At 61.7% G+C, this 16,684-nt stretch carries 17 protein-coding genes and 1 tRNA gene; 7 read left to right on the plus strand and 11 right to left on the minus strand.

The window, feature by feature from the left end; all coding sequences use genetic code 11:
- Positions 1-150: 150 nt before the first annotated feature.
- From AC070A_RS18910 to AC070A_RS18930, 5 genes are all read left to right on the plus strand, one after another.
- On the plus strand, positions 151-726 hold the full coding sequence (locus tag AC070A_RS18910) for a polysaccharide biosynthesis/export family protein (RefSeq protein WP_057252881.1): 576 nt from the start codon (positions 151-153) through the stop codon (positions 724-726).
- A 5-nt stretch (positions 727-731) separates the two neighbouring features.
- Complete coding sequence (locus AC070A_RS18915) at positions 732-1,904, plus strand: glycosyltransferase family 4 protein (protein ID WP_112995515.1); 1,173 nt, start codon at positions 732-734, stop codon at positions 1,902-1,904.
- A gap of 248 nt (positions 1,905-2,152) precedes the next feature.
- A complete protein-coding gene (locus AC070A_RS18920; RefSeq protein ID WP_440636845.1) occupies positions 2,153-3,526 on the plus strand; it encodes an undecaprenyl-phosphate glucose phosphotransferase in 1,374 nt (457 codons plus the stop codon).
- Positions 3,523-4,767, plus strand: coding sequence for an O-antigen ligase family protein (locus tag AC070A_RS18925; RefSeq protein WP_110878256.1), 1,245 nt, complete (start codon positions 3,523-3,525; stop codon positions 4,765-4,767). Before AC070A_RS18920 ends, AC070A_RS18925 begins: the two co-directional genes overlap by 4 nt.
- Before the next feature lie 2 nt (positions 4,768-4,769).
- Positions 4,770-5,963, plus strand: coding sequence for a glycosyltransferase family 4 protein (locus tag AC070A_RS18930; RefSeq protein WP_113479309.1), 1,194 nt, complete (start codon positions 4,770-4,772; stop codon positions 5,961-5,963).
- 64 nt (positions 5,964-6,027) lie between these two features.
- Here the strand turns inward: AC070A_RS18930 and AC070A_RS18935 are convergent.
- Positions 6,028-6,104, minus strand: a tRNA-Pro gene (locus tag AC070A_RS18935).
- A 309-nt stretch (positions 6,105-6,413) separates the two neighbouring features.
- On the opposite strand from AC070A_RS18935, the gene AC070A_RS18940 reads away from it, so the two are divergent.
- The gene (locus AC070A_RS18940; protein ID WP_093232207.1) at positions 6,414-6,578 is read left to right on the plus strand and encodes a hypothetical protein; all 165 of its coding nucleotides are present in this window, start codon (positions 6,414-6,416) and stop codon (positions 6,576-6,578) included.
- 305 nt (positions 6,579-6,883) lie between these two features.
- Here AC070A_RS18940 and AC070A_RS18945 read toward each other — a convergent pair whose 3' ends face one another.
- The 6 genes from AC070A_RS18945 to AC070A_RS18970 all read right to left on the minus strand — a co-directional run bounded on the left by AC070A_RS18945 (position 6,884) and on the right by AC070A_RS18970 (position 11,422).
- Entirely contained in the window at positions 6,884-7,420 is a 537-nt protein-coding gene (locus tag AC070A_RS18945; RefSeq protein WP_057252555.1) for a MerR family transcriptional regulator, read from the minus strand.
- Between the two features lie 139 nt (positions 7,421-7,559).
- The gene (locus AC070A_RS18950) at positions 7,560-7,898 is read right to left on the minus strand and encodes an integration host factor subunit alpha (protein ID WP_057252557.1); all 339 of its coding nucleotides are present in this window, start codon (positions 7,896-7,898) and stop codon (positions 7,560-7,562) included.
- Between the two features lie 92 nt (positions 7,899-7,990).
- A complete protein-coding gene (locus tag AC070A_RS18955) occupies positions 7,991-8,962 on the minus strand; it encodes a beta-ketoacyl-ACP synthase III (protein WP_057252559.1) in 972 nt (323 codons plus the stop codon).
- A 4-nt stretch (positions 8,963-8,966) separates the two neighbouring features.
- Entirely contained in the window at positions 8,967-10,025 is a 1,059-nt protein-coding gene (gene plsX, locus AC070A_RS18960) for a phosphate acyltransferase PlsX (protein WP_058320505.1), read from the minus strand.
- A 201-nt stretch (positions 10,026-10,226) separates the two neighbouring features.
- Positions 10,227-10,778, minus strand: a complete 552-nt coding sequence (locus AC070A_RS18965) for a YceD family protein (RefSeq protein WP_113479473.1) — start codon at positions 10,776-10,778, stop codon at positions 10,227-10,229.
- Positions 10,779-10,882: 104 nt separating this feature from the next.
- Positions 10,883-11,422 (minus strand): ubiquinol-cytochrome C chaperone family protein, encoded by a 540-nt coding sequence (locus AC070A_RS18970; protein ID WP_057252563.1) that lies wholly within the window; start codon positions 11,420-11,422, stop codon positions 10,883-10,885.
- A gap of 138 nt (positions 11,423-11,560) precedes the next feature.
- Between AC070A_RS18970 and AC070A_RS18975 the strand changes: the two genes are divergently transcribed.
- Positions 11,561-12,070: an outer membrane protein assembly factor BamE gene (locus tag AC070A_RS18975; protein ID WP_057252891.1), complete on the plus strand. Its 510-nt coding sequence runs from the start codon at positions 11,561-11,563 to the stop codon at positions 12,068-12,070.
- A gap of 69 nt (positions 12,071-12,139) precedes the next feature.
- Here the strand turns inward: AC070A_RS18975 and AC070A_RS18980 are convergent, their stop codons facing one another.
- From AC070A_RS18980 to ribH, 4 genes are all read right to left on the minus strand, one after another.
- Entirely contained in the window at positions 12,140-14,275 is a 2,136-nt protein-coding gene (locus tag AC070A_RS18980; RefSeq protein ID WP_058320181.1) for a sodium-translocating pyrophosphatase, read from the minus strand.
- A gap of 196 nt (positions 14,276-14,471) precedes the next feature.
- On the minus strand, positions 14,472-15,701 hold the full coding sequence (locus AC070A_RS18985) for an MFS transporter (RefSeq protein ID WP_162730578.1): 1,230 nt from the start codon (positions 15,699-15,701) through the stop codon (positions 14,472-14,474).
- A gap of 5 nt (positions 15,702-15,706) precedes the next feature.
- Positions 15,707-16,189 (minus strand): transcription antitermination factor NusB, encoded by a 483-nt coding sequence (gene nusB, locus AC070A_RS18990; protein WP_058329384.1) that lies wholly within the window; start codon positions 16,187-16,189, stop codon positions 15,707-15,709.
- The gene (gene ribH, locus AC070A_RS18995) at positions 16,186-16,647 is read right to left on the minus strand and encodes a 6,7-dimethyl-8-ribityllumazine synthase (protein ID WP_034803742.1); all 462 of its coding nucleotides are present in this window, start codon (positions 16,645-16,647) and stop codon (positions 16,186-16,188) included. The genes nusB and ribH overlap by 4 nt, the downstream gene beginning before the upstream one ends.
- Positions 16,648-16,684 lie beyond the last annotated feature (37 nt).

Consider the following 16,684-nt stretch of genomic DNA (forward strand, 5'->3'; position numbering starts at 1 on the left):
CAAGGGTTAATACGATCAACCTCCGGGTGATAAACCCCTCCCCGTTGCAGCGATACGGCGCAAAAATTCTACCGCGAGTTTACCGGCTATTAACCCTAACGGATCGATAACGTCTGAAAAGGTGGGTCGTTTCCGGAGCCTATGAACCGCATGTCAACCGCAGCTATCAAGACAGGTCTCGCGATCACGGCGGCAGTGCTGTCGATGTTGCTCAGCGGTTGCACAAGCTACCAACCGGCGCCGAAGGCTTTTAGCGAAGCCACCATCCAGCCCTACCGCCTCGACAGCGGCGATCGCCTGCGCATCAACGTCTTCGAACAGGCTGGCCTCAGCGGCACCTATACGGTCGACCAGGCCGGTTACGTCGCGTTTCCGCTGATCGGCACGGTCGCCTCGCGCGGCAAGACCCTGCCGGAGCTCGAAGGCATGATCGCCGCCAAGTTGCGCCAGGGCTATCTGCGCGACCCCGACGTGACGATCGAGGTCGATCGCTACCGCTCGGTCTTCATCATGGGTGAAGTCGGCCAGGCCGGACAATATGCCTACGTGCCCGGGATGACGGTGCAGAATGCGATTGCCGTCGCCGGCGGTTTCTCGCCGCGCGCCAACCAATCCAACGCCGACATTACCCGCAAGATCAACGGCCGCATCATCACCGGCCGCGTTCCGATCACCGACGCGGTTCTCGCCGGCGATACGATCTACGTCCGCGAACGCCTGTTCTGATCTCGATGCAGCAACAGCGTCCCCTGCGCATCATCCATTGTTTCAGATCGCCCGTCGGCGGAATTTTCCGCCATGTGCGCGATCTTGCCGAGGCGCACGCCCGCGCCGGCCATGAGGTCGGCATTCTCTGCGACAGCACCACCGGGGGTAGTCACGAGGATTCACTGTTCGACGAGATCCGGCCCTATCTGGCGCTCGGCCTCGTTCGCATGCCGATTCACCGCTCAGTCGGGCCGTCGGATCTTGCCGCGCTATGGCGCGGCTACAAGGAAATCAGAAGTTTGCGACCGGATGTGTTGCATGGGCACGGCGCCAAGGGTGGCGCCATTGCCCGCCTCATCGGTTCAGCCTTGCGGGTCAACAGGTATCGCGTAGCCCGCCTCTATTCCCCGCACGGGGGGAGCCTCCACTATCGCCGCCGCTCCCTGATCGGGCGGCTTGTCTTCCCGCTGGAACGGGTTCAGGAGCGGCTCGCGGATGCGCTCGTTTTTGTCTGCGACTTCGAGCGCCAGACCTATTTCACCAAGGTCGGTGCGCCACGTGTACGGCACGAACTGATCTACAATGGGATCGACGACGGGGAGTTCGAGGTGATCGCCCCTCGGCCGGATGCTGTCGATTTTCTCTATATTGGCATGATGCGGGACCTGAAGGGTCCCGATTTGTTTGTGGAGGCGTTCGCGCGGACCGAGCGCCTCGTCGGGCGACCGCTTTCGGCGTTGATGATTGGCGACGGCCCACAGCAGCAGGAATATAGCGAACTGATGCTGCAGCAAGGTCTGAGCCGCCGTATCAGGATGCAACCGGCGATGAAGACCCGTGAGGCGTTTACGCTGGCGCGCAACGTCGTCGTTCCCTCGCGGGCCGAGTCCATGCCCTACATCGTCCTCGAGGCGCTTGCGGCGAGAAAGCCGGTCATTGCCAGCCGTGTCGGCGGCATCCCGGAAATACTGGGGGCCGCCAGCGCCGCGCTCGCCGAACCGGCCGACGTTCAGTCACTGGCCGCCATCATGGCGCGCTCGATCAGCGAGAAGGACTGGGCGGTGCGGGTCATGCCTGAGCCGAACACATTCAAATCGCGATTCGCCGCTTCGGTAATGTCGTCCGATATGCTAGAGCTCTACCGGGAATTGTGCCTTTACCAGCCGTCCACGGATAGCGTGTCGTCTACAACGTAAGCGTTTCTTAGTGGCTTTCTGCTATCCGGACTGAGGGACTTCAGCGCCGGAAGACAGCCATGAACAAGTTTGACCGCCCGGATTCATTCGATCCCGAAGCGCTTCGCAAGAAGATTTCGGAAATCCGCTCCCGTGCGCCGGGCGAGATGCCGAGCGGCGAGCCGTCTGCAGAACTCAATCCGCTGGCGCGGCAAATCGCCGAACAGTTCCGGGCCGACACCTATTCGCCGGCCATGATCATGGGGCTGATGCGGCTCTTCGAGTTCAGCGCGCTCTTCGCCATCGGCTACGCGATCAACGCGCTCTACGTTCAACCGGGCTTCGAGCAATTGCCGCTCTATCTGGCGATACTGATGGGAGGCTCGGCGCTGGCGGTTGCCGCGATGCAGATCGCCGATACCTACCAGATCCCTGCATTGCGCGCCTGTCTGCGCGTGATGCCGCGCATTCTCGCGGCCTGGGCGGTCGCCTTCGGTGGGATTGCCATCGCCCTCTTCTTCCTGAAATCCGGCCACCAATATTCCCGCGTCTGGTTCGGCGGCTGGTTCGTCGGTGGCGCGCTCTTTCTCGTCGCCGAACGTGCCTTCATCGCCTATTCCATTCGCCACTGGGCCCGCAACGGCACGATGGAACGCCGCGCTGTTGTCGTCGGCGGCGGCCAGCCGGCGAAGGACCTGATCCGCACGCTTGAGGATCAGCCCGATAACGACATCCGTATCTGCGGCATTTTCGACGACCGCGACGAGCGCCGCTCGCCGAACGTCATCGCCGGCTATCCGAAACTTGGAACGGTCAACGAGCTCGTGGAGTTCGCGCGCCTGGCGCGCATCGACATGCTGATCATCTCGCTGCCGCTGACGGCGGAAAAACGCATTCTCGAGCTCCTCAAGAAGCTCTGGATCCTGCCGGTCGACATCCGGCTCGCGGCCCACGCCAACAATCTGCGTTTCCGTCCTCGTAGCTATTCCCATGTCGGCGATGTGCCCATGCTCGACATCTTCGACAAGCCGATCGCCGATTGGGACTCGGTCGCCAAGCGCGGCTTCGACATCTTCTTCAGCCTGGTTGCCGTGGTGCTCCTATGGCCGATCATGTTGGGCGCCGCCATCGCGGTCAAAGCCACCTCTCCCGGCCCGATCATCTTCAAGCAGAAGCGGCACGGCTTCAACAACGAGACGATCGAGGTCTACAAGTTCCGCTCGATGTATACGCATATGAGCGACCCTTCGGCACGCAACGCCGTGACCAAGGGCGACCCTCGCGTCACGCCGGTCGGCCGCTTCATCCGCAAGTCGTCGATCGATGAACTGCCGCAGATTTTCAACGTGCTGAAAGGCGAACTGTCGCTCGTTGGGCCGCGTCCGCACGCCGTCGCGGCGCAGACCCAGAACCGGACCTATTCCGACGTCGTCGAAGGCTATTTCGCTCGCCATCGCGTCAAGCCAGGCGTTACCGGCTGGGCGCAGATCAATGGCTGGCGCGGCGAGATCGACAATGACGAGAAGATCCGCCTGCGCACGGCGTTCGATCTCCACTACATCGAAAACTGGTCGCTGCTCTTCGATCTCAAGATCCTGTTCCTGACACCTTTCCGGCTTCTCAACACCGAGAACGCCTATTGAGCACCGTCGAGACAGGCCGGTTCCCGATCGCTCGTCCCCAGCTTGCGGCGCTCTCGCTGCTTGGCTCCGGGCTCGTGGCGTTCGCCGTATTTCTCTCCGGCTTCGTCATCTTCGAGCCCGCGCCCTATGAATTGTTCCTGGTCGCGCTCATTGGCCTGTGGGCGCTCTTCGGTCTCAAGATTTCCCGCAGTGTCGCTCCCCTGCTCGCGCTCCTGACGCTGTTCATGGTGGGCGGCATCCTGTCCTTGACGGTCATGGTCGACTTGACCAAGGGCCCGATGTACATGGCGGTCTCCGGCTTTCTTGCCCTATCGTCGGTGTTCTACGCCGCGATCATCGAAGACCGCCACGAGCGCCTGCGGCTGATCTTCAATGCCTGGGTGGCAGCGGCCATCATTACCGCGTTGCTCGGCATTCTCGGCTATTTCGGCGCAGTTCCGGGCGCGGAGAACTTCACACTCTATGGCCGCGCCAAGGGCGCCTTTCAGGACCCCAACGTATTCGGACCGTTTCTCTCGGTGCCGGCCATGTATCTGATCCATGGCATCCTGACGCAGCCGATCCAGAAGGCACCACCGAAGATCGCCGCATTGATGATCCTCGCGCTCGGTGTCTTCCTGTCGTTTTCGCGTGCGGCCTGGGCGCTCAACCTCTTCTGCGTCGTCGCCTTCGTCTTCGTCATGCTGCTCAAGGAACGCAGCGGCCTCTTCCGCCTCAGGATCCTGGTCCTGGCGCTCGTCGGCGGGCTTATGGTCGTCGGCGCTCTTCTCGTCGCCCTTCAATCCGAGCAAGTCGCAACCCTCTTTTCCAGCCGGTCGCAGCTCGTGCAGGATTATGACGGCGGGCATCTCGGCCGTTTCGACCGCCATCGCCTGGGCTTCCTGATGTCGATGGAGAAGCCGCTCGGGATCGGGCCGATGGTCTTCAGCACGATCTTCCCGGAAGACGAGCACAATGTCTGGCTGAAGTCGCTGACCTCCTACGGCTGGCTCGGCTTCATCAGCTATGTCACGCTGATCATCTGGACGCTTTCGCTCGGCTTCCGCTTCCTGCTGCTCAACCGCCCCTGGCAAACCTACCTGATGATCGCCTGGGTCGCCGTTCTCGGCCATGTCGGCGTCGGCAATGTCATTGATACCGACCACTGGCGCCATTTCTACCTGCTCCTCGGCATCATCTGGGGATGTGCCGCTCTCGAATACCGCCATCGCCGGCAGGCACGCGCCGGCTGGAGCTCCTGATCATGGAACACATCGTTGGGGGCCGGCGCCCGGCCCTTCCCCTGCGCCTGCTCCAAGTGCTGGAGCCGAGCGGCGGCGGCTCGGGCCGACACTTCCTCGACCTCTGCCGCGGCATGCACGAGCGCGGGCACCATGTGGAGGCAGTTTATTCGCCAGTGCGCGCCGAGGAAGGTTTCGTGCGCGAATTGAAGGCAATCGGCCTGCCGGCCGTCCACGCCGTCGATATGAAGCGCGCGCCGGGACCTTCTGATATCGGCCGCTTTCTTGAATTGCACCGCCTCATTCGCCGCGGCAACTTCGACATCATCCACGGCCACAGTTCGAAGGCCGGCGCGCTGACGCGCCTGCGGCTGCCCGGCCCCCATGTTCCGCGTGTCTATACCCCGCACGCCTTCCGGACCCTCGACCCGACACTCGGCCGCGCCGGTCGCCTGATCTACGGCACGATCGAATGGGGCCTCGCCAGCTTCCTCACCGACCATCTGATCTGTGTTTCGGAGGATGAGTATCGTCACGCCCTGTCGCTGAACATGCCGGAAAAGCGGATGTCGGTGATCGTCAACGGCGTTGCCCCGCCCTCATGCGAGATGGCCCAAACGATTCGCGCCAGCTTCGGGATCGCGCCGGATGCCTTTGTCTTCGGCTTCATTGGCCGCCTCTCGGCGCAAAAGGCGCCGGAGCGGCTGATCGCCGCTTTCAAGAGCGTCGCCGCATCCGTGAAAAACAGCCATCTGGTGATGGTCGGCGCGGGCGAACTCGAAAGGAGCCTGCGCAAGGCAATGGCCGAGAGTGGATTGCAGAACCGCATGCACCTGACCTCGGCCTTCACCGGACCGCAGGCCGCACCGGCATTCGATCTTCTGGTCATGCCGAGCCGCTACGAAGCCATGTCCTACGTGATGCTGGAAGGGGCGGCCGCAGGCAAGCCTATTATCGCCACCGATATCGGCGGCGCCCGCACGGTCATCGAAGATGGCCAGAACGGCTTCGTCCTGCCGAACAGTGACGACACGTCCCTGCTCGCCAAGACGATGGTTAAAGCCGCCACACCGGAAACGTTCGGAAAACTGTCCGCCATCGCGCAAAGACTGAAAGACCGCTTCACCCTCGACGTGATGCTCGATCAAACGGAAACGCTCTATCAGAAGGCGGCCGCCAAACGCCGCGTACCGGCTATCCTTCAGCCGGCGGAGTAGCGCTGCAAAGAGGGAAATGAAAAACAGATCAATCGCTCTATGGGGGATTGAGGATTGAGAAAAATGGTCGGAGCGGCGGGATTCGAACCCACGACCCCTTGACCCCCAGTCAAGTGCGCTACCGGGCTGCGCTACGCTCCGAACCGAGGAAACCCCTATATAACCAGCGCTTAGAGCGCAAGCGGGAATTTCGAACTCGGCGTGAAAAAGAAATCTCCGGCGTGGAAAAGCTGCGGGCACTCGGCGGGTCGATCAGAAGAAAAGTCCATTTTGTCGGAAGATCGCCCATGGATCGGCGATCCTCGATCGCAATGGAACCTTCACCAAACCTGAAATCACATCGTTGGAAACGCTGCCCCTGACGTAACGTGAGCTTGCCATCACAACCGATTTGAGGGACAGTTTGGTACTGGCCCTTGAGGCCTGGAGCCTCCCTTTCAGGAGTAGACCATGCCTCTTAAATCTCTGATGGCCGTAACCGCACTTGTCGTCCTGACGCTGTCCGGATGCGCGACGTCCGGTTCGACCAACACAACCTACGCGCAGTGGAACGGCCCCTATCCGCAGCCTGATGTTTCCGCATCCAGCCCCGGTGGTTTCCGTATGTCCTACTAGACGCGGCAACTTTAGTGTGAGCGACAGAACACGGGCCCTGTGGGCATCCCTCAGTCGCTCACGTCAATGCATGCGTGGTTTGCCCCTTCCCTTGGGCCTGCAGCATTTGAATGCGAGCCGCCAATCTCACAAACTGACGATCGAACGAGTATTCGCCGATTGCTCGGCCGGAACCGTCGGCTGACTGTTATGCGACCCACGACCGCGCAAGCGTCACGCCTGCGTCGTCGGTCAATTTTCCTATGGTCTTGAAGGCGGGGCGCCTCGTCGGACGAGCACGCGCTTGGTAGGCGACCGCGGTACTCTCAGCGCACCTGATCGAGCAGGCGTTTGCATTCCAGGAGATCGTAGAGCGCCTCCTGCAGCAGCGCCCGGTCTTCCTTGCCGACGGACGACGATTTGCCGAGCGAGATTTCCGGCACGTCGTCGCTGCCGCCGCCGAACGAGAAGAAGCGGCGGCTCGCCGGTGCCTTGGCGCGGCCGACGATCTGATCTTCTTCCGAAACGCCGGCCTTGGGCGGTGCCGGCTCCTCGTTGCTCGACGCCGCAAGCGCTTCGACGGTTGCGAGATCGCCGCTGGCAATGGCGGCAACGAACTTGTTGCCGTTGGTTTTCAACAGCTTCTGCACGCCCTTGATGGTGTAGCCGTGATCATAGAGCAGATGCCGGATACCCTTCAGGAGATCGACATCCTCCGGCCGATAATAGCGACGACCGCCGCCGCGCTTCATCGGCTTGATCTGCTGGAAACGGGTTTCCCAGAAGCGCAGAACATGCTGCGGCAGATCGAGGTCGTCGGCGACCTCGCTGATGGTGCGGAAAGCGTCCGGGCTCTTTTCCATGTGGTTCCCAATCCATGTCACGCGACTCACGCTCGCGGGCCGCAATGAACCGATATCATACCGATGATGGCACGAATCGGGTCCATTTCAACGGCTTATGGATGGGTTTTCAACCACATTTGTGGCTGAAGCCATGACTTCACGCCGCGGGAGATGCCGGCTTCTGCTTCGCTCTACGGCTGAGATGGGCCTTCAGCACGCGCTGCTTGAGCACGTTGGACGCCTTGAAGGTCATCACACGACGCGGCGAGATCGGCACTTCCTCGCCGGTCTTCGGGTTTCGCCCGATGCGTTCGTTCTTGTCGCGGACCTGGAAGGTCGCGAAAGAAGACAGCTTCACGCTCTCGCCACGCACGATTGCGTTGCATATTTCATCAATGACGGTTTCCACCAACTCGGCAGACTCTGTCCGTGACAGACCTACCTTGCGAAAAACCGACTCAGCCAAGTCTGCTCGTGTTACTGTTTTTCCGCTCATCTTCCCCCACCAACGTCTGGCACGCCGATCAGCGACCGAAGACTATTGCCCTTGCCTATTGTGGTCAAGCGCCTGCGTTGCCTCAGCATTTTTTACCAGCGTATCAGAACGGAGCCCCAAGTGAAGCCACCACCCATGGCTTCGAGCAGAACGAGATCGCCCTTTTTGATCCGGCCATCGGCCGCCGCGGTGTTCAGGGCCAGCGGAATGGACGCCGCGGAGGTGTTGCCATGGAGATCGACTGTCACCACAACCTTATCGAGCGGGATGCAGAGCTTCTTGGCCGAGCCATCGATGATGCGACGGTTGGCCTGGTGCGGCACAAGCCAATCGATGTCCTCGGCCGTCGTGCCGGTCGCCTCGAAGGCTGCCTCGATAACGTCGGTGATCATGCCGACCGCGTGCTTGAAGACTTCGCGGCCTTCCATCTTGAGATGGCCCACCGTTCCCGTGGTCGAAGGACCACCATCGACATAGAGCTTGTCGCGATGGGCGCCGTCCGAGCGAAGCTTCGCCGTCAGCACGCCACGGTCGGCATTCGTACCCTCGCCTTCCTGGGCTTCCAGGATGATGGCACCGGCGCCGTCGCCGAAGAGCACGCAGGTCGTCCGGTCGCTCCAGTCGAGGATGCGCGAGAACGTCTCCGAGCCGATCACCAGCACGCGCTTGGCAAGACCGCCGCGGATGTAGGCGTCGGCCGTCGTCACCGCATAGACGAAGCCGGAACAAACGGCCTGCATATCGAAGGCTGCGCCATGGCGCATGCCAAGGCGATCCTGGATATTGACGGCGGTTGCCGGAAACGTGTTGTCCGGAGTCGAGGTCGCCAGGATGATGAGGTCGATGTCATCTGGCGTAAGCCCGGCATTGGCGAGTGCGGCGCGCGCGGCGCCTTCGCCGAGCGACGCGGTCGTTTCACCCTCGCCGGCGATGTGGCGCTGCCGGATGCCGGTGCGCTGCACAATCCACTCATCGGACGTATCGACCTTGGATTCCAGCTCCTGATTGGTAACAACGCGCTTCGGCAAAGCTGCGCCGAAGCCGCGGACGACGGAACGGATCATCTATTCAAACCTCATCATTCATGCCGGCGGAAAGGGCCTGCGGCGGTTCTGCACCATGGTACTTCGCCAGATCGAGCTCGATCTTCGACTTCAGGCCATTCTTCACCATGTCGTAGCCGACATCGATCGCGGCTGCGAAACCTTCGGCATCCGCACCACCATGGCTCTTGATCACGACGCCATTGAGGCCAAGGAATACCCCGCCGTTGACCTTCCTGGGATCCATCTTCTCGCGCAGGCGATCGAACGCACCCTTGGCCAGGATGTAGCCGATCTTGGCAAGCAGGGTGCGCGACATTGCAGCGCGCAGATATTCGGCAATCTGGCGCGCGGTGCCTTCGGCTGCCTTCAGCGCGATATTGCCGGAAAAGCCTTCGGTCACAACGACGTCGACCGTCCCACGGCCGATGTCGTCGCCTTCGACGAAACCGTAATAGTCAAAGCCATCGATATTGGCTTCACGGATCAGGCGGCCAGCTTCCTTGACCTCTTCCTGTCCCTTGATTTCCTCGACACCGACGTTGAGAAGCCCAACCATCGGTCGTTCGATCTCGAAGAGGGCCCGCGCCATGGCGCCGCCCATCAGCGCGAAGTCCATGAGTTGCTGCGCATCCGCACCGATCGTCGCGCCGACGTCGAGCACGATGCTCTCGCCCTTCAGCGTCGGCCAGATGGCAGCGATCGCCGGGCGCTGGATCCCCTGCATCGTGCGCAGACAGAAGACCGACATGGCCATGAGCGCGCCGGTATTGCCGGCCGAAACGACGACATCGGCCTCGCCGGCATTGATCGCGTCGATCGCCTTCCACATGCTCGATTTGCCGCGGCCGCGGCGAAGCGCCTGGCTCGGCTTCTCGTCCATCGCCACGGCGATTTCACAATCGTAAAAGGTGCTGCTGGCCTTGAGCTTCGGATATTTTCCCAAGAGTTCCGCGCATTGCGCTTCGATACCGAACAACACGAACTTGATGTCCGGATGACGTTCGAGCGCTCTTGCGGCACCCGGGATGACGACTTCGGGACCATAGTCGCCACCCATCACGTCAAGTGAAATTCTGACCACGCGTGTCTTATCCTTCATTTCTGCCACACAACACGTGCCGTCGTGGCGCACTCACCTGGGACGCAATGACGAAACATATTGCTTCTGACGCTTGAGCCAAGCACGCGGCAGATCGCTTAACGGCTCTTTTGGCCGGTTTGGGGCCAAAATACTGCTTTTCCTTTGCGTGACAACCGAATTGTAGAAGAGGCTTTCGCGGCCTCAGTCCTTTTTCCAGTCCTTCAGGACAGCAAACGGGTTCGGCTTCTTGTCGTCCGCTGAGGTGCTCTCGATTCGCTCGGCGAAAGCCGCACCCGGCTTGCGCGGATAGGGGTCGATGGCAAGCGCCACCTGCTCGCTGACGACGACGCCGGCATCGATCGTGTCGCCCGTGAACGTGTCGGGGATGTCGGGACCATCCGGGTCGAGAATCATCTCGCCGCCGTCGTTGCTCGCCTGGCGGGCGAGCCGCGATCCTTCGGGAACCAGGATCGCTTCGACCGGTTCATGGATGTCGGCCTCGACGGGCTCGAGCGTCACCACGCAGCTTTGCACGATGCGGGCCGTGACATCGCCCTTGATCTTGACGCCATCCTTCTTCCAGCGCGCGATCTGCAGCTCTGCACTGAGCGACAGCACATCCCTGACGCCCCAGAGCTTCGCCAGTGCCGCCCTTTCCCGCTCGTTTGCGGACAGTTGCACGCTGACAGCGTTCGCCGAGATATGCCCCACCTTCACCGGATAGGAGAAGGCCGGCTGGCTATCGTCTTTCATGATCGGATCCTTCCTCGCCAGGGCGATTGACGCCGCCCAGTCGCGAATGCAGCTGCCGCCCGGGTTCCGGCTCGCGGCGCTGATATCTCTTAATAACCGCTCTATTAAACGCCAGCGGATGGAATCTGCAACTGACCGGCCTCGACAACCTCTTCGGCAATGTCGGCGAGGTGCGCCTCGACAGTCAGCAGATAGGCTGCAAGCGCCTCCATCGAGGGTGCTGCATCGCCGCCTTCCGGATGAAAGTTACGCTTGAGTGCCGCTGCCAAGGCGGCCGTATCCTTCGCTTCCAGCGCTGCCGCGTAGGACTCGAGGCGACCGTAATACATGCCGGCCAGCTTCTTCATCTTCTTCGGAACGCCGGCATCGCCCACGCCGAGTTCGCGGATCGAGTGATCGACGTCCTCGAAGAAAGCGTCGATGATCTCCTGCGCGATCTCCTGGCCGGGCCTTGCCGAAGCACGGGTGCGGCGGAAGTAGAGGATCAGCATAGCCGACAGCATCTCGAACCGCCCCATGACCGTGTCCGGCACATTGAGGTCGGTGTAGAGATAAGGTTGGCGCGCGGCCGACGTCAGCAGTGCATACTGACGCTCGACAATCACGGCATTGCCGCTTTTTCTTTTGAACAGTCCAAAAATCATCACAAAGCTCGGGCTTGGCTTTCTCGAAATGCGCGCAAGCGCCCATCCCGTTGTTGCATGACAGCCGAAGCTGGTTTACCGAAGCAGGCACGAATTGCAATGGCGGATCTGCCATCGTTTCTCCAAGGGGAGCTGTCGTTGACGAAGCGGTATTTGAGAAAAAACTTTAAAACCCTCGGCCGCGTGGCGGCCGTAGCTACCATCGCCGGTCTCACCCTTTCAGCCTGCCAGTCCGCCAATGTCGGTGAAGTCCTTCATCAGGGTTATGTGGTTGACCAGGAAACGCTAAACCTCGTTCCCGTCGGCTCCAGCCGCGAGCAGGTGCTCCTGTCGCTCGGCACCCCGTCGACGACCGCGACCTTCGACAACGAAGTGTTCTACTACATTTCGCAGACCCGCAAGCGTCCCGTCGCCTTCATGAAGCCTCAGCTGGTCGACCAGTCGATCCTTGCTGTTTACTTCGACAAGGAAGGTACTGTCAGCCAGCTCGCACACTATACGCTGAAGGATGGCAAGGTCTTCGACATGCTGTCGCGCACGACGCCGACCGGCGGCAAGGAAACGAGCTTCCTCGGCCAGCTGTTGAGCGGACCAGGTGCCGGACAGGCTGCTGCAAAGAGCCTGTTCAAGGACTTCGGCAGCAAGTAGTTCACCCATCACAAAGCAAAAGGCCCGCGGAAGTCTCTTCCGCGGGCCTTTTTCGTTTCAGCGATACAATCAGGCGAGGACGGCCAGAAGCAGCAGCGCCACGATGTTGGTGATCTTGATCGCAGGGTTCACCGCCGGACCGGCCGTATCCTTGTAGGGATCGCCCACCGTGTCACCGGTGACGGATGCCTTGTGCGCCTCCGAGCCCTTGAGATGACGCTCGCCGTTCTTGTCGACGAAGCCATCCTCGAAGCTCTTCTTGGCATTGTCCCAGGCGCCGCCGCCCGACGTCATCGAGATCGCCACGAACAGGCCGTTGACGATGACACCGAGAAGCGATGCGCCGAGTGCTGCGAAGGCCGAGGCCTTCGAGCCCGACAGAAGCAGCACGCCAAAGTAGACGACGATAGGTGCGAGCACCGGCAGCAGCGAGGGAACGACCATTTCACGGATCGCCGCCTTCGTCAGAAGGTCGACGGCGCGACCATAGTCCGGCCGCTCAGTGCCTTCCATGATGCCGGGTTTTTCGCGGAACTGTCGACGAACCTCCTCAACGATGGATCCGGCCGCACGGCCGACCGCCGTCATCGCGATACCGCCGAAGAGGTAGGGGATGAGACCGCCGAAGATCAGGCCTGCCACAACGTAGGGGTTGGAGAGATCGAAGGAGATCTGGCCCACATCGGCAAAGTACGGGTACTTGTCACCATTCGCCGCAAAGTAGCGGAGGTCGTTCGAATAGGCCGCGAAGAGCACCAGCGCGCCGAGACCGGCCGAGCCGATCGCATAGCCCTTGGTGACGGCCTTGGTCGTGTTGCCGACAGCATCGAGCGCGTCCGTTGATTTGCGCACTTCCGGCGGCAGATGCGACATTTCCGCGATGCCGCCGGCATTATCCGTCACCGGACCGAAGGCATCGAGTGCCACAATCATGCCGGCAAGACCGAGCATGGCGGTGACGGCGATGCCGGTCCCGAAGAGGCCGGCGAGTTGGTAGGTGAAGATGATGCCGCCAACGATGACGATCGCCGGCAGGGCCGTCGATTCCAGCGAGACGGCAAGCCCCTGGATCACGTTGGTGCCATGGCCGGTGACCGAAGCCTGGGCGATCGAGTTCACCGGGCGTTTGTTGGTGCCGGTATAATATTCCGTGATCACCACGATCAGGGCCGTCACGATCAGGCCGAGAATGCCGCAGAAAAACAGATTCCAACCGGTGATGTCCTTGCCGTCAACCGTACCAATGGTGCCCCATCCGATCGTGAAGGACGTGGCTGCGCCGAGACCGAGGATCGACAACACGCCGGTGACGATCAGACCCCTGTAGAGAGCGCCCATGATCGAATTGTTGGTACCGAGCTTGACGAAGAAGGTGCCGACGATCGAAGTGATGATGCAGGCTGCGCAGATGGCCAGCGGATAGACCATGACCGTCGCGAGCACCGGCGTGCCGGCGAAGAAGATCGCCGCCAGCACCATGGTCGCGACGACCGAGACGGCGTAGGTCTCGAACAGGTCGGCCGCCATGCCGGCGCAATCGCCGACATTGTCGCCGACGTTATCGGCAATCGTTGCCGGATTGCGCGGATCGTCTTCCGGAATGCCGGCCTCCACCTTGCCGACGAGGTCCCCACCGACGTCGGCGCCCTTGGTGAAGATGCCCCCGCCGAGACGGGCGAAGATGGAGATCAGAGAAGCGCCGAAACCGAGCGCGACCAGCGCGTCGATGACTTCGCGCGAGGCGGGCTCATGCCCGAGGCCGACCGTGAGGACGACGTAGTATACGGAGACGCCGAGAAGCGCCAGGCCCGCTACGAGAAGGCCGGTAATCGCGCCTGACTTGAAAGCGATGTCGAGGCCGGAGGCAAGGCTAACGGAAGCCGCCTGGGCAGTGCGGACGTTTGCCCGAACAGAAACATGCATGCCGATGAAGCCCGCAGCGCCCGAAAGGACCGCACCGACCAGAAAGCCGAAAGCGGCGGCGGGAGAAAGAAGAACCCAAGCGGCGATGAAAACGACAACACCGACGATGGCAATGGTCTTGTACTGACGCGTGAGATAGGCCTGCGCCCCTTCACGAATGTAGCCTGCGATTTCTTGCATGCGGGCGTTCCCCTGGTCGGCGGCCATCACCGACTGTGTTGCCCAGATGGCATAAACCACCGCGAGCAACCCGCATGCGATAACGCCCAATAAAATGGTCATTTCGCATTACCCTCCGTTACAACCCGCGGACTCACTCCCGGCCACGGGCCCCTCAAAAGCCGCGAATCACGCGCCACCTCCTCAAGCAGCACCCCCCACGGCGCGGCCAGAGTGCGGTTGCAACGGGAGATCGTCAAGCCCCGGAAAACGCCAGTGAGAAGGCGCTCCGGCGACTTTGATTGTCGAGAGAATGGAGTTAGGCGGCGGCCTTCCGCGGTGTGCGCTTCAGGAGCAGCAGAAGTACCAGGCAGACGATGGTGACCGGCCACACGACCGCGTTCAGCATGTCCCATCCATAGGCGGACAGCACTTTGCCCGAGGCAAAAGACGACAGCGCCACGGTGGTGAAGAGGATGATGTCGTGGAAAGCCTGGACCTTGTCGGCCTCCTGCGGACGGTAGCTGCTGGCGACGATCGCCGTCGAGCCGATGAAGCCGAAATTCCAGCCGAGGCCGAGCAGCACCAGCGCACCCCAGAAGTTCCAGAGTTCGATGCCCATATGCGCCACAGTCGCACAGGCCATCAAGAGAAGCAGGCCGCAGCCGACGATGCGCTCGGCGCCGAAGCGGCTGATCAGCCAGCCGGTGAAGAAGCTCGGAGCGAACATCGCCAGCACGTGCCACTGGATGCCGAGCGTCGCAAGCTCGGTCGAAAACCCGCAGCCCACCACCATCTCGACGGGAGCACCGGTCATCATGAAGGTCATCAGCGCATAGCTGGAGATGCCGCAGACCATGCCGGTGGCGAAGCGCTGGCTGCGCACGATCACGCCGAGAGGACGCACGACCTCATGGTGGTGATCTTTCACGATCGCACCCGGTTCGGGCAACCGCAGGGGTGCGAAGAAGAACGCCGCGAGCAGGCAGATCGGCAGCAGCACGACGAAAGCGCCGGCAAAGGCGACGGGCGCAAACAGGTCTCCGGCAAAGATGACGATCTGCGGGCCGAGTACGGCCGAAACGATACCGCCGCCAAGGATCAGCGAGATCGCCTTGGGTTTGTAGAACGACGGGGAAGCATCGGCGGCGGCGAAACGCAGCTTTTGGGTGAAGCCGTTCGACGAGCCGAGCATCGCGAGAGCAAAGGCGAAAAGCCAGAAGCTTTCGCGGAAGAGCGCGACGGCGGCGAGCGCCGCGCCTGCGGCAGCGATCCCGGTCCCGGTCATGAAGGCAAACCGGCGGCCGATCAGGCGCGAGAGCATCGCGACCAGCACGACGCCAAGCGCCATGCCGACGTTGAAGGCGGTGAGAGGTGCTGTTGCCAGCGACTTGTCTTCCGCCAGCAACTGGTAGCCGGCGACACCGCCGATGGAGAAGCAGATCGGTCCGACGACGCCGAGAATGGCCTGCGCGGCAGTCAGATGGAAAACGTTGCGGCGCGCTTCGCGAAGGGTGGCCCCCATGTCATCCGCAGCAACCGCAACCATAAACTCTACTTCCTGGACTCGCTACGAACCTGCTTGGCAATACGATCGAGAACGGCATTGACCAGCTTCGGCTCGTCATCCTCGAAGAAGGCCTTGGCGATCTCGACATACTCGGTGACGATCACCGGAACCGGCACGTCCTTGCGTTCCAGCATTTCGAAGGTGCCGGCACGCAGGATGGCGCGCACGGTAGAATCGAGCCGCGACAGTGCCCAGTCGTCCTGAAGCGCCGAACCGATCAACGGATCGAGCTTGCGCTGGTCGCGCACGACGCCGGCGACGATCGAGCGGAACCAGGAGGCGTCAGCCTTCAGATAGGTGTCGCCGTCGACGTCCTGGCCGAGGCGATGGGCTTCGTACTCGGCAACCACTTCGAGCACGCCGGTGCCGCCAATGTCCATCTGATAGAGCGCCTGCACCGCGGCAAGGCGCGCTGCGCCGCGCTGGTTGACCTGCTTCAGTGGCTGATCCGAGGGTGTCTTCGTCACTTTTCCGTGCCCAGTTTCTTCTTCAATTCAATCATGGTGAGCGCCGCACGCGCAGCAAAGCCACCCTTGTCACCTTCCGAACGGCGGGCGCGTGCCCAGGCCTGATCGTCATTCTCGACCGTCAGGATGCCGTTGCCGATGGCGAGGCTTTCGCTCACGGCGAGATCCATGATGGCCCGCGAAGATTCGTTCGCGACGATATCGAAATGATAGGTCTCGCCGCGAATGACCATGCCGAGCGCGACGAAGCCGTCATATTCCGTACCGCCTTCGTCGGCACCGTCGAGTGCCATGGCGATCGCCGGCGGGATTTCGAGCGCGCCCGGAACCGTCACGATATCATAGGTGGCCCCGGCTGCGTCCAGCGCATGTTTGGCGCCGTCGAGCAATGCATCGGCCATATCGTCATAGAAACGCGCTTCCACAATCAGAATGTGGGCTGCCGTGGTCTCTGCCATGGATCACCTGTCTTTGAGAGTTCGTCGCCGGTTGCGA

Source organism: Ensifer sp. GW101-20A05, from assembly GCF_059424735.1.